General features: G+C 49.6%; 9 protein-coding genes. 7 read left to right on the top strand and 2 right to left on the bottom strand.

The window, feature by feature from the left end:
- Positions 1-10: 10 nt before the first annotated feature.
- The 3 genes from B5F87_RS03010 to B5F87_RS03000 all read left to right on the top strand — a co-directional run bounded on the left by B5F87_RS03010 (position 11) and on the right by B5F87_RS03000 (position 5529).
- A complete protein-coding gene (locus B5F87_RS03010) occupies positions 11-700 on the top strand; it encodes a TrkA family potassium uptake protein (protein ID WP_087276557.1) in 690 nt (229 codons plus the stop codon).
- A 142-nt stretch (positions 701-842) separates the two neighbouring features.
- Positions 843-2477 (top strand): Na/Pi cotransporter family protein, encoded by a 1635-nt coding sequence (locus B5F87_RS03005; RefSeq protein ID WP_087276554.1) that lies wholly within the window; start codon positions 843-845, stop codon positions 2475-2477.
- Between the two features lie 214 nt (positions 2478-2691).
- Positions 2692-5529 carry a penicillin-binding transpeptidase domain-containing protein gene (locus tag B5F87_RS03000; RefSeq protein ID WP_143405183.1) on the top strand — a complete coding sequence of 946 codons (2838 nt, stop codon included), beginning with the start codon at positions 2692-2694 and terminating at the stop codon, positions 5527-5529.
- A gap of 56 nt (positions 5530-5585) precedes the next feature.
- Here B5F87_RS03000 and B5F87_RS02995 read toward each other — a convergent pair whose 3' ends face one another.
- Together B5F87_RS02995 and B5F87_RS02990 are read right to left on the bottom strand one after the other, a co-directional pair.
- Entirely contained in the window at positions 5586-7385 is a 1800-nt protein-coding gene (locus B5F87_RS02995) for a BlaR1 family beta-lactam sensor/signal transducer (RefSeq protein ID WP_087276551.1), read from the bottom strand.
- Complete coding sequence (locus B5F87_RS02990) at positions 7382-7771, bottom strand: BlaI/MecI/CopY family transcriptional regulator (protein ID WP_087276548.1); 390 nt, start codon at positions 7769-7771, stop codon at positions 7382-7384. Before B5F87_RS02990 ends, B5F87_RS02995 begins: the two co-directional genes overlap by 4 nt.
- Positions 7772-7971: 200 nt before the next feature.
- Here B5F87_RS02990 and B5F87_RS02985 point away from each other — a divergent pair, with 200 nt between their 5' ends.
- The 4 genes from B5F87_RS02985 (at position 7972) to B5F87_RS02970 (ending at position 13996) form a co-directional block, all read left to right on the top strand.
- A complete protein-coding gene (locus B5F87_RS02985; protein ID WP_087276545.1) occupies positions 7972-10089 on the top strand; it encodes a penicillin-binding transpeptidase domain-containing protein in 2118 nt (705 codons plus the stop codon).
- Between the two features lie 141 nt (positions 10090-10230).
- Complete coding sequence (locus B5F87_RS02980; protein WP_087276542.1) at positions 10231-11379, top strand: aldo/keto reductase; 1149 nt, start codon at positions 10231-10233, stop codon at positions 11377-11379.
- 234 nt (positions 11380-11613) lie between these two features.
- Positions 11614-13251 (top strand): HAMP domain-containing sensor histidine kinase, encoded by a 1638-nt coding sequence (locus B5F87_RS20905; RefSeq protein WP_158096932.1) that lies wholly within the window; start codon positions 11614-11616, stop codon positions 13249-13251.
- A gap of 34 nt (positions 13252-13285) precedes the next feature.
- Positions 13286-13996, top strand: coding sequence for a response regulator transcription factor (locus B5F87_RS02970; protein WP_087276536.1), 711 nt, complete (start codon positions 13286-13288; stop codon positions 13994-13996).
- Positions 13997-14402: the final 406 nt, after the last annotated feature.

Raw genomic sequence — 14402 nt, 5'->3', positions numbered from 1 at the left:
GGAGGATATTATGTTTGGAAAACAGAAAAAAGACAGCAGAACATATGGTATCATAGGCCTTGGAAGATTTGGATATGCTCTGGCCTCAGAGCTTGCGGAAGCAGGCGCGGAACTTCTGGTCATCGACCGGGATGAGGAAAAGGTGCGGGAACTCCGCGATGTCACGGAAAATGCTTATGTGGTCAAAAATCTTGACAAAAAGTCTCTGCTTGAAACAGGAATTAAAAACTGTGATGTGGCGGTGGTCTGCATCGGCGAGCAGATGGGAACCTCCATTCTTACGACGCTTCACCTGGTGAGCATCGGCGTTCCTACGGTGATCGCCAAGGCGAACAGCGCCGAGCATGGAGAGATTCTTGAGAGACTGGGAGCGGAAGTGGTTTATCCGGAGAGAGATATGGCTGTCCGCCTTGCCCTTCGTCTGGAATCTTCGAGAATTCTTGATTTTGTGCAGCTGAGCAAGAAAATCAACATCACAAAGGTGGCTGTTCCGGACAGTATGGTGGGTCAGTCCATCAAGAGCCTGAATCTTCGCTCCAAACTTGGCGTAAATATCATTGCCATTGAAAATAAAGAGTCTGTTATGGAAGACGTTCGCCCGGAATATGAACTGAGACAAAATGATATTCTGTATATCTCGGGAAGTGAGGAGGGAATGCTCCACCTTACAGACTGGATCGAGAAAGAAAAAAATTCCTGAGAATGACAGAATGAATCAGGAGAAAGCCTGTTTTGGCCTGCGGAAGACGGAAAAGAATCCGTTATCCGAAGCAGACAGCGCAGAGCGGCCGCCTGTCTTTGTGAAAACAGGTTGAGAGAGAAAATGGAGGAAAAATAAAGGTATGAGTATTAGCATCGTATTAGGACTTCTGGGCGGTCTCGCCCTGTTCCTTTACGGTATGCAGATGATGAGTTCCGGCCTGGAGGCGGCAGCCGGGAACCGAATGAAAGGGATACTGGAGAAACTGACATCCAATCCGATACTGGGTGTGATCGTCGGAGCGGGTATTACAGCTGTTATTCAGTCTTCCTCTGCAACTACCGTGATGGTTGTCGGTTTTGTCAATTCCGGAATGCTGAGTCTGCAGCAGGCGGTCTGGATTATCATGGGAGCCAATATCGGAACGACCATAACCGGACAGCTGATCGCTCTTGACGTGGGAGCGATCGCGCCGTTGCTGGCCTTTGCCGGCGTGGCTGTCGTTACATTCAGCAAAAAGCAGACGGTACAGCACTATGGCCAGATCGTGGCGGGGCTTGGTATACTTTTTCTCGGTATGGAGATGATGAGCAGTGCCATGTCGCCGCTGCGGGATTCAGAAACATTTATCAGTCTGATGACCCAGTTTGGTAATCCGGTGATCGGAATACTGGTGGGCGCGGTATTTACCGCTATCATCCAGTCTTCCTCTGCCTCTGTAGGTATTCTGCAGACTTTGGCCATCGGCGGTCTCATCGACCTGCCGAATGCGGTGTTCGTACTGTTTGGTCAGAATATCGGTACCTGCATCACCGCTGTTCTGGCGTCCATCGGAACAAGCAGAAATGCCAAGCGGACAACCATTATCCATCTGACCTTTAATATCATCGGTACGATAATCTTTACCATCGTCTGTATTCTCACGCCGCTTACTACAGTGGTGCAGAACTTCACGCCGGACAATCCGGCGGCACAGATCGCCAATATGCACACGCTGTTTAATGTGGTCACCACATTGCTTCTCTTGCCGTTTGGCAGGAAGCTGGCGAAGCTGGCGGTGCGGATTCTGCCGGAGCGAGAGGGAGAAGAGCCGGATACACAGGGACTTATGTATATCAAGCCTCTGGAGGCTGGCGCTGAGTATCAGATGGGAAATGCGGCCATTGCCTTTAACGGTATCTGGAATGAATTGAGACGTATGGAGAAGATGACCAGAGAAAATGTGGAGGAAAGCTTTACGGCTGTTATGGAAGGCAGCTCGGCAAGGTTTTCCAAGGTGGAAGAAAATGAGGAATATATTGATTATCTCAACAAAGAGATCTCCAAATATATTTCCCGTATCCTTGTCCATGAGACAAACCGAAAGGATTCTTCCAACTTCAGTTCCTTTTTCAGAATATGCAGTAATCTGGAACGGATCGGCGATCATGCCATGAATATCTGCGAGTACACGCAGATGATGGATGAAAAAAAGATTACCTTCTCCAGGGAGGCAAAAAAAGAGATTGAGAACATGCGCAGTATCAGTCTCTCGGCCATTGACCATCTGAACAACCTGGATGCCTTGTCAGAAGAAGCCTTGTCAGAAATTTCCGGCATTGAGCAGCAGATTGACCAGATGACAGAAGAATATCGTCAGAATCAGATGGAAAGAATGCGTATGGAGACCTGTGAGGGAGAGGCTGGTATTCTGTATTCAGAGATGCTGACAGACTTTGAACGAATCGGTGACCATGTCCTGAATATCGGACAGGAACTTGCGACGATTCGTGCGTAATCGCATTAAACATACCCTATATGACATAAAAGACATGCGGCATGTCCGCGGCTTCGGCTGCGGGCATGCCGTTTGTTTATGATGCAGGGAATACAGATCCATATAAAAAACGCTCCGCCAGGATCACATTGCGGGAGATTTTTCTGATAATAGGGTTGACATCTATCCCCTACATATGTAAGATATAAATATTACATATGTAGGGGATGAAAACATGATAAGTATACCGGAAAAAATAAGAAATATAAAACTGTCCAGAATCACGATACTGGGAGGAGTGATGTTCTGTATGGGAGCGGCTCTGGTGGGCCGGCTCTATCAGCTTCAGATTCTTCATGGAGAAGAGTATGCAGAGAATTTTGTTTTGAAGACAAAGAGGGAGATTCAGCTGAAGGGCGTCAGGGGAAATATTTACGACAGGAATGGCAAGTCTCTGGCAAGAAACGAGCTGGTGTATTCGGTGACGCTCAGTGACAGCCAGACTTATGACACCAGCCGGGAGCGGCAGCTTGCCTTAAACGGCAAGATTTACCGTCTGCTTAAGATTCTGGAGCAGAACGGAGATACGCCGTCAGAATATCTGGAAATTCATATCAATGATCAGGGAGAGTATCAGTTTTCCGTAGAAGGAACGGCGCTGGACAGGTTCCGGGCCGATGTATACGGCGAGGCCAACATTGACGATCTGACGGAAAAAGAAAGTAACGCGGATGTGGAAGCAATCATTGACTATCTCAGCGGCGAAGAACGGTTCTGTCTCTTTTCACAGAACGGCAAGCCGTATACCGCTGAAGAAAAAGCGCAGTATGGTCTCCCGGAAGAACTGTCAAAGGAAGACATCCTGGGTATTCTCGGTATCCGATATGCGCTCTCCCTGCAGGCTTACCAGAAGTATCTTTCTGTCATCGTGGCGGAAAATGTTTCGGAAGCGACGGTAGCTGCCGTTGAAGAAAATAAGGCGGAGCTCACAGAGGTTGCCATTGAGGAAGATACCATGCGGGTATATGACGGGGGAGAAGCCTGCGCTTCGATCATAGGATATACCGGACAGATTTCTTCCAATGAGCTGGAAGAATTGGAGGAGGAGGGATACAGCAGCAATTCTATTGTGGGAAAGGCTGGTATGGAGCAATATCTGGAGGAATATCTTCACGGGGAAGACGGACAGACAGAAGTGCTGGTGGACAATATGGGCCGCATCCTCACCGGGACCGGACAGACGGAACAGCCGCAGACCGGCGAAGACGTCTATCTGACCATTGACCTTGAACTGCAGCAGGAGGTCTATGATACGCTGGAGAAAAAAATCTCGGAAATTCTGCTGGAAAATATCATTGACGCCAGAACATTTGATAAAGAAGCGGTTTCTGACACAACAGAAATACGGATTCCCATATATGATGTGTACTGTGCTCTGTTTAGCAATCACGTGCTGGATACGGAACATTTTGCGGAAAATGACGCCAGCAGTCTGGAAAAGAAGATGCATCAGAGATATGAAAAACGAAAAGAAGATATCTGTCAGAAAATTGCGGATCATCTCATGGGAGACGGAAAAAATTACGGACAGGAAGACGAGGAGTCCGGGATGCGGGAATACGAAGAATTTATCCTTGACAATGTGGATTTACTGTATGATGAGTATGAGAAAGAAGCCGACGCCCTGTATGAAAAATGGCAGGACGGCAGTTATACGCTGAGAGATTACCTGAATGCGGTGATATCCGAAGGCTGGGTGCGGGATGAGATCTTCGAGGGAGACAGCGAGTATCTGACGCAGGAGGAAATGTACGAAAGCGTGGTGGATTACATAACCGGCGCGGTACAGAAAGACGGCGATTTTGATACGGCAGTCTACGAGGATATGGTCATGAGCGATCGGATCTCTCCGGAGGAGATCGTGCAGCTTCTTTACGATCAGGGAGTGTTGAAGAAAAAAGATGATACCTATCAGGCCTGGAAGTCGGGGGAAATGTCTACCTATACATTTGTCCGCGCCAAGATAGAAAGTCTTGAGATCACCCCCGCGGATCTGGCGCTGGACCCGTGTTCCGGCTCTGCGGTGGTGACAGATGCGGATACCGGAGAGGTGCTGGCCTGCGTCAGCTATCCGGGCTACGATAACAACCGCCTCGCCAACAATATGGACAACGCCTATTATTACAGCCTGTCCCAGAATGCGTCGCTGCCGCTTTACAACAGGGCGACCCAGCAGCTCTCGGCGCCCGGTTCCACCTTTAAGCCGGTTACCATCATCGCCGGGCTGGAAGAAGGCGTCATTGATACAGATACCACGGTGGTCTGCGACGGTGTTTTTGATAAAGTTTCTCCGGCGCTCCGGTGCTGGAACCATGCCGGACACGGCCGTGTGACTTCCGTGTCCGCCGCCCTGCGTCATTCCTGCAATGATTATCTCTGCGAGGTGTCTTACCGGCTTGGAATGAAAGGAAACCGGGAGTTTTCCGACGCCCAGGCCCTGAACTATCTGCAAAAATACGCCAAATTGTTCCATCTGGATGAAAAGAGCGGTATCGAACTCACCGAGAGCAGCCCGCAGGTGACGGACGCCTACGCTATCCCGTCCGCCATCGGTCAGGGAACCAACAACTTTGCCACCGTGCAGCTGGGCCGTTACGTGAATACTCTCGCCAACGAAGGCGACTGCTACAACCTCACCCTCATCAAAACCATTGGGAAGGAGGGAGACGCTGAGGCTGGCTCTTCCGGCGAAACGGATGTACAGCCGGAAAGTCACATCGAGCTGTCGGAGAGTACCTGGAGCAGCGTACACCGGGGGATGGAGATGTATGTGGAGAGTACGGGAGTATTTGAAGGATTCGACATTCCGGTGGCGGGTAAATCAGGAACCGCCCAGGAGAGCAGAACAAGACCGGACCACGGCCTTTTTATCGGCTATGCCCCGGCGGATGAACCGGAGATATCTCTCGCAGTCCGGATTGTCAACGGTTATACATCAGAGAACGCTGTGGCCTGCGGCAGAGAGATTCTCTCCGCATACTTCCATAATGGAAATGAAAAGAGCGGGAAATAAATAAGATTCTCATATGCCCACAGAAAAGAGCAAGAGAAAACAAAATCCCGGGCGAATCATTCCGTCCGGGATAACATCGTTGTCAGTGATTGCAGCGCCACATCTGCGGCGGTGCTGCCGTCGCATCCTTCGCCCTGCAGGTTGACGGCGAAACAGTAGGTGGTCTCGCCGGTTTCCAGGAATCCCACGAACCATCCGCTCTGGGTGCCGCCGTCCGGATTGCTGGTTCCGGTCTTGCCGTAAAGTCTTCCGCCGGAAACAGAGTGCTCTGACAGAAGCATGGCGTCTTTGACGGCGAGGATATTTTCCGAAGCAAAGTCCCAGGTGTTGGAAAGAAGTTCGGACAGGAGCCGTACCTGTTCCAGAGGGGATATGGCAAGGGAGTTTGACCAGTAGTTCCCGGCGCCGCCGCTCAGATCACAGTTGCCATAGCCGATCCGGCTGTAATAGGAAGCAAGGGCGGGCAGCCCCATCTGTCTGTCAAGATTCTGGAAATACCAGTTGACGGAATCCTGCATGGCGGATGTGAGCGTCTGGTCGTGCATCCATTCAGGGAAAGGCTGCTCGGAGCCGTCCCACTGCTGTGTGGAAGATTCCGGGGTGATGAGCCCTTCTTCCAGAGCAAAGAGGGAGCTGCATATTTTATAGGTGGAAGCGGGGGAGATCCTTTCCTCGCTTTTTTCTTTATTGTAAATGTAATAATTTTCTGTCTGCATATCATATAACACGAAGGAACCGTCCCGGCCGCCGAAGCTTTCAGCCACGTCAGCTTCCGTCCATGCCTCGTCCGTCAGATGAAAGACCGGGGAACCGGAGGCGTAGGCGGACAGGAGAGGGCTTGTGCCAAAAAGAAGCAGGAAGATCAAAAGAAAGATACCTGCGCTTTTAAGCCGCTGCAAGGCGGTTGCCGGCCGGTATTCCGTGATCTCCATGATACGCTGCTTTGTGGTGGACGCGCTGCTGCTGATGCCGGAAAGCGGAGAAGCGAACACTCCCTGTCCTGCATGCCGGGCAAACCGGAGAATGGTCAGTCCGTAATTCATCCGTTCGCTGATACCTACATGGTCGATGACCGCATGGTCGCAGGCGATTTCCCGGTCTTTCTGAAGCTGCCGGAAACCGTACCAGATCAGCGGATTGAACCAGTACAGAATTTCCAGAACGCAGACCAGCAGATTAAGGAGAGCGTCCTTATGCCTGCAGTGCTGAAGCTCATGGAGAAAGATGAACCGAAGCTCTTCTTCCGAGGACACGATATCCAGATCCTGCGGAATGATAACGGCAGGACGCAGCCAGCCGCAGGACACCGGATTCTGAATGTCGCAGGAAGCATAAAGCTTCACCTTCTGCCGGAGCGACAGCTCGCGGACGCAGGAGGAAAACTGCCGGTACAGGTCCGGCTCCGATTCCGCGGTGACAAGAAATGCGTTCCGTTTTATTTTATGGATGCTCAGCAAAGTGACGGCAAAATAGAGCGTCACGGCTGTCATACCGACGATCCAGATAATGCCGAGTATCCGGGAGAGCGATATGCCGGAAGCAGTCACCGCCGTGGAAAAATCCCGGATCACGGTGCCGGAAGAGCTGCTCTGCACAGCATTCTCCGCTGTGTGAGTGACCGCCGAAGCTGTGGCGTCCTGGGTCAGCAGATCCTGTATCCAAAAGAGAAACTCCTGAGGAGAGAGCTGCCGCCATGGCAGAAACGGCAGAAATAAAGCCGCGGTAAACAGATGCCACAGACGGTAGCGTACAGGGATCGTCAGATGCCGGCTGCTGATTTTGCGGACGAGCAGTACGATTCCCAGAAACATGCTGAGAAGCACATTGCACATCAGAAAATGAACCGGTGAGATCATTCGCCATCATCCCCCTTTATTTTTGACTGAATCATGTCGTACATTTCCTGCAGATCAGAATCAGTAAGCGTCTCGTTGGACAAAAGGGCGGAGAGCATCGGCGCCGCCTTTCCGTCATAGAACCGGTCAAGAAAATGGTGATTCTCCTGTTCCAGATACTTATTCTGGGAGATGATCGGAAAATAATAGTACATACGTCCCCGCTTCTCATAGGAGATCACCCGCTTGTTGTTGAGTCTGGACAGCAGTGTGTGAATGGTCTTCTGATTCCAGCTGTGCGTTTGCTGCGCCCGCTCACAGATCTCGTTGGTACTGAGGGGATATTCTTCCCAGAGAATTTTCATGATTTCGTATTCCGCCTCAGATATCTGCGGTAATTGCCCCATAGTCGAATCCTCCTGTCTTTTCACTTATTCTTACTTATGTAGGAAAAACTAAGGTTATTATACGACAGGGAGAGGAAAAGGTCAATCAAGAGAAAATAATTGAAACAATTGACAAATAGAAACCTGTGGCGCATAATATTAAATATTACATATGTAAGATTTAACAAAGACAATTCTGCAAAGAAAAAGGAGGGCGAAAAATGAAAAGGCAGAAAAGAGGTATGCGCAAGGGAAAAAGGCGGGCAGGACTCGTCATACTTCTTCTTCTCTTGCTGGCGGCGGCCGGCGCCGCTGTCTGGACGCTTCAGGGCAGCCGGATTCGTTTCCGGGTGCAGGCGGAGGAGTGCCTGCGGGAGTACATGGCGCATATTGAGAAACAGGAATACAAAGAAATGTACGACATGACGGAGGCGGCTGACTCAGGCAGCATCAGCCGTGGAGACTTCATCGAGAGAAATTCCCGCATTTATGAGGGGATGGAAACTGATAAAATAAAAATCAGTAATGTGAAGGTGGGAAAGGTAAAACACGGGGAGGTTTCCGTATCCTATGATATGTCATTTGACACCGTGGCAGGAGCCGTCACATTTGCCAACACGGCAGTGTTCGTAAAAGACGGAGACGCCTGCCGGCTTCGCTGGAATCACGACCTGATCTACCCTTCGCTCCGTTCCACCGACAAGGTACAGGTGTCTGTCGATGATGCGGACAGGGGAAAGATTCTCGACCGGAACGGCCGAATGCTGGCTGGAGAGGGAACGGCAGTCTCTGTGGGAATCGTTCCGGGCAAGCTGGAGGACAGAGAAAAGTCGCTCGAACAGATTGCGGAGCTTCTGGGCACAGACGCGGAGACCATTGAAAATAAGCTGTCGGCTGCCTGGGTACAGGATGATTCCTTTGTTCCCGTGTCCACGATCCCCAAAGTACAGCAGCGGGCGCTGATGGAAGGAGAGACTGCCGGGGAGGCGTTTAAAGAACAGGAGCGCCAGAAAGAATTATTAAATATCCCCGGCGTCATGCTCTCGGATATCACGGTCCGGACCTATCCGCTGGCGGAGGCGGCCGCGCATCTGGTCGGCTATGTGCAGGAGGTGACGGCGGAAGATCTGGAAGAACATGCAGGTGAAGGTTACAGCGCCGGCAGCGTCATCGGGCGCAGCGGCATGGAAAGCCTGTACGAAAAAGAACTGAAAGGGCAGGACGGCTGTGAGATCACGATAGTGGATGAGAACGGCGAGATTGCGGAGACGATAGCCTCCGTGGAAAAAGAAGACGGACAAGATATAACTCTCACCATCGACGCCTCCCTGCAGGAGCAGTTATACGAACAGTTCCGGGAAGACCCGGGCTGCTCTGTGGCGATGAACCCTTATACCGGCGAGGTGCTCGCCCTTGTCAGCACGCCCTCCTATGATAACAATGACTTTATTTCTGGAATGTCGGAGGAGCAGTGGACCGGACTCAATGAAGACGAGAGCCGCCCGCTTTATAACCGGTTCCGGCAGGTCTGGTGTCCGGGTTCCTCCTTTAAGCCGGTGACGGCGGCCATCGGGCTTGATACCGGCGTACTTGACGCCGGAGAGGACTTTGGCAATGAGGGACTTTCCTGGCAGAAGGACGAATCCTGGGGAGCGTACGAGGTGACGACCCTTCATTCAGGCTACCCGGCGAATCTCAAAAACGCCCTCATCTATTCCGACAACATTTACTTTGCGAAGCTGGCTCTGCGTATCGGCGCGGACCGCCTGACCGAGAATCTGGACCGTCTGGGATTTGGTAAACAGCTCCCTTTTGAGATTCTCATGGCGAAGTCCCAATATTCCAACACAGATGCCATCGAAAACGAGATTCAGCTGGCCGACAGCGGCTACGGACAGGGACAGATTCTCATGAATCCCCTGCACCTGGCGGCACTCTACACCGCCTTTCTGAACGATGGAAATGTGCTGGCACCCCGCCTGAGCCTGGGAGAGAAATCGCAGGCAGACATCTGGCTGCCGCAGGCGTTCTCCGAAGAGGCGGTGGATCAGATTATGGAAGGTCTTTCCGGTGTGGTCAACCATCCGGACGGGACCGGGTACGCCGCCCACAGTGTTTCGGCCGCCCTGGCGGGAAAGACAGGTACTGCCGAGCTGAAAGATTCCAAAGACGATACCGACGGCACGGAGATCGGCTGGTTCTCCGTCTTTACCACAGAAAAAAATCTGGAAAAACCGATTCTTCTGGTCAGCATGGTGGAAAATGTAAAAGGACTGGGCGGCAGCGGCTATGTGGTACAGAAAGATAAAGAAGTACTTGACGTATATCTCGGCCGATAAAAGGAAAGTCGGCGGCGGACTTTGTCATGTAAAGAGAAATGTCTGTCAACTATTTTAATAAATAGAAAAGAAGCATTTGACGGTCCGGTCCCGGTCGGTGTAGTATGATAAAAGAAATAATTATGGAAAGAAGGGATCAGGGTGCAGTATCGTAATCTTGGCAGAACAGGATTAAAAGTAAGCGAAATCGCCATGGGCTGTGAGGGTTTTGCAGAAAATGACTGTAAAAATACGCAGCTGTTTTTTGATATAGCTGAGAAGAACGGCATCAACTACTTTGACTTGTATACATCGAATCCGGAAGTACGCGCCAGCGTAGGACAGGCGTTAAAGGGAAGACGGGAGAAGTTCATCATCCAGTCGCATCTTTGTTCCATCTGGAAGGACGGGCAGTATAAAAGAAGCCGGAACATAGAGGAAGTGAAAAATGGTTTTGAGGAAATGCTTTCTCTTCTGCAGACAGACTATATTGATGTGGGAATGATTCATTATGTGGATTCCATGAAAGACTGGGAAGAGATTGTAAATGGTCCTGTGATGGAGTATGCGCGGGAATTAAAAGCGAAAGAAGTCATTCATCATATCGGTCTGAGCAGTCATAACGCGCAGGTGGCTCTGGCCGCCGTTTGCAGCGGGGAGATAGAGGTTCTTATGTTCAGCGTCAATCCGTGCTATGATCTGCAGCCGTCCACAGAAGACGTGGAAGATTTGTGGCGGGAGGAAAACTATGCCCGTCATCTGATTAATATGGATCCGGAGAGACAAAGACTGTACGAAGTCTGTCAGGAGATGGGTGTGGGAATCACCGTCATGAAGGCTTTCGGCGGAGGAGATCTGCTGGATGAGACGCTCTCACCGGCGGCAAAAGCTCTGACCGTACCGCAGTGCCTGCATTACGCGCTGACACGGCCGGCGGTGGCGACGGTGCTTGCCGGCGCGCGTACCGTGGAGCAGCTTCATGAGAGTCTTGCCTATGAAGACGCACCGGAAGAAGAGAAAGATTATGCGATGGCGCTGGCTTCCTTTCCGAATATCAGCTGGAAGGGACACTGTATGTACTGCAGTCATTGCGCTCCGTGTCCGGAGAAGATCGACGTGGCCTCCGTCACCAAATTTCTCAATTTGGCGAAGGCACAGGGAGAAGTGCCGGAGACGGTGCGGGAGCACTACGAAGTCCTTCCGCATCATGCAGGAGAATGCATCCGCTGCGGCGGATGTGAGACCCGTTGTCCGTTCGAGGTACCGATCATGGAAAATATGGCGGAAGCAGCGAAGATATTCGGAAAATAATATATAAAACAAAAATAAACGGCGGCGACGCGGGAAAAATGTTCTTTAAAGAATGTTCCCGTCTCGCCGCCATTTTTATGCCGCGGCGCCGGCGACCCGTAAAAACCGATAAAAGTTGAGGATAAATTTATTTTTTATTTAAAAATACATGGTACAATTTAAACTAATAATGCCTAAATGCTTAAAATGTGTAATAAATTGCAGGGACATAACTATAAAAAGGGGGGGAGCCATTTGAATTTACGTAAAAAAATAGCGCTGGCCAGCATCTTAATGATCTTAATCCCCATCGTGGTGGCTTGTTTTTTCAGTGTCGTCGTACTTTTTTTTCACGGAAGCGGGACGCTGAACCGGCTGGAAGCTTTATACAATAACGATAACGGTCTGTTAAATGTGCAGACGATATTATATAATTATCAAAATCAGATTCTGACTTATCAGCCTGTGGAAGAAGTGTATAATCCGTCCGGTTATACCGACGAAGACGACGAGTGGGACGATGACGAGTGGGATGATGATGACTGGGACGAAGATGAAGACGACGAAGGTCAGAGCGGGAGCGTTGACAGCGAGGCGCTGCTGGAAGAAGAAATCCGGCGGCAGAATAACGCCTTTGGAACAGTGATAAGGGAATTGAGCAATATTGGATACTATTATGAGATATATTACGGCGATCAGCTCATCGCGTCTAATCTGCCGGAAGGTTCGGAGGAGAAGATCGCGGCCATTGCCGGAACTGAGTACAAAAATCTTGCCAGCTTTGCAGTCACGGATGGGAGCAGCTCCGCAGTAAAACGTTCTTATGCGGCGGAAAATACCACCCTGAGTATCCTCGCTTTCTGCGAGGATTATGTGAGCAATTCCTCAGATTCCCAGGTAATCCGGGATTTTATTTCAATCCTCGGGATTTTTGTGGGAGCTCTCGCGGTGGCTATCGCCATCAGCATATTTATCCTGACCCGCTGGCTGAGCGGCGGTATGAACAAGTCCCTGGAACAGTTGTCGGAAGGTGTGCGACAGGTGCAGGACGGCAATTTTGCATACCGTATTCACAGCAGGAAAAAGGACGAGCTTGGAAAGGCATGTCAGGAGTTTGATGAGATGACCGAGTATCTGGAAAATTCCGTAAAGGAAAGAGAAAAATATGAGGAGGCAAAAAAACAGCTTCTGGCAGGGATTTCCCATGATCTCAGGACGCCGCTGACGTCCATTAAAGCGTATGTGGAAGGACTGCGGGATGGTATTGCCAATACAGAAGAGAAAAAACAGCGTTACTATGACGCGCTGAAAATAAGAACCAGAGATCTGGAAGATCTCATTGATAACCTTTCTCTGTTCTCAAGATTTGACCGGGGAGAGTATCATTATTCTATGGAGAAAATTGATTTTGGAGTGTTTGTAAACTCCTTTTTCAAAGAGCATGAAATTGAATTTAAAAATAACCATCTGACGCTGGTGCGGACGGTCTGGGAGGAAAACGGCATATGTATCCAGGGGGACAGGCAGCAGTTGAAGAGAGTGCTCGGTAATCTGGTTGATAATACGTTTAAATACAGGGAAAAGCCGGAAACAATTATGACGGCCGCCCTGTACACCTTCGGCGATACACTCCGGCTGGAGTTGTCCGATGATGGACCGGGTGTGCCGGAAGAAGAGCGGGAGAAGATTTTTGATACCTTTTTCCGGGGAGATAAGGCCCGGCAGAATCCGGGAAACGGAAGCGGTCTGGGGCTTTCCATTGTGAGAGAAATCATGAAAGGCCACGGCGGGCGTATCTGGGCGGAAGAAGGCGTTGGAGGAAAAGGACTGAAATTTGTTCTGGAGTTTCCTGTCGTCAGAAAGGAAAACAGCGCGGACAGCGAAGTTATATAATATTAAATAAAGAAGGAAAAGAAAGAGGTGCCTCATGAGAAAGATTTTGATTGTGGAAGATGATATTTTAATAGCGGAGATCGAAAGAGATTATCTGGAGATTGAAGATTTTGAGGTGACCATCTGTCAGGATGGGCAGGAGGGACTGAAGCTCGCTCTGGACAATGAATATGATCTGATTTTGCTGGATGTCATGCTGCCGGGAGTGAATGGATTTACTATCTGCAGGGAAATACGCAAGCAAAAGGATGTTGCGGTAATCATGGTGACGGCTAAAAAAGAGGATCTGGATAAAATCAGAGGGCTTGGTCTGGGAGCAGATGACTATATTGTAAAGCCTTTCAGTCCAAGCGAACTTGTAGCCAGAGTCAAAGCGCATATCAATATTCATGAGAGATTGAAGAGAAACTGTCAGATGCCGGACAAAAAAGCCTTTGAAGAGGGAAGCATCCAGGCAGGAAAGCTCAAAATATTACCGTTGTCGAGGCAGGTCTTTGTGGGAGAACGGGAAGTGGAACTGGCAAATAAAGAATTTGAACTTCTCTATTTTCTGGCTTCCAATCCGAATATCGTTTTTTCCAAAGATACCCTCTTCGACCGGATCTGGGGTATGGACGCCATTGGCGACACGGCTACCGTGGCAGTGCACATCAATCGCATACGCGAAAAGATCGGACCTGACGAAGAAATCCTGAAACTCATTGAAACCGTATGGGGAGCCGGATATCGTTTCCGTCAGAAATAAACACACATATATTTTACACAAAACTTACTTGAAATAACATAAATTTTACACAGCTTGACAGAGATTTTACATTTCCTAGGAAAACAGTATAGTTTAGAAAAAGTTTAAATTTTCTTTACGAATAGTTGAAGGATACTTTGTAGTATGTTGCCATCAAATGGTAAACAACAGGGAAAAGAATGACCTTCATCCGCTGGAGGAGCCGGGAAGGAGGAGATAAAACGAAGTATCCTTGACGCAGCATATTTGTTTAAATGTAAAGTTGTTCGTGTGAAATCTGTTATTTTTCGTGTGAAATCTGTTATTTATAGTAAGAAAACGCAGTATCCATAAAGGTAGAGGAAAAAAATAATTCCTATAAATCAGATGGAATTTATGAAAAGTTTATTTTTCCTTTATCGGAAGT

It is taken from the genome of Eubacterium sp. An3 (assembly GCF_002159465.1).
GTDB lineage: Bacteria > Bacillota > Clostridia > Lachnospirales > Lachnospiraceae > Anaerobutyricum > Anaerobutyricum stercoris.
This window is presented reverse-complemented; position numbering and strand designations above follow the sequence as displayed.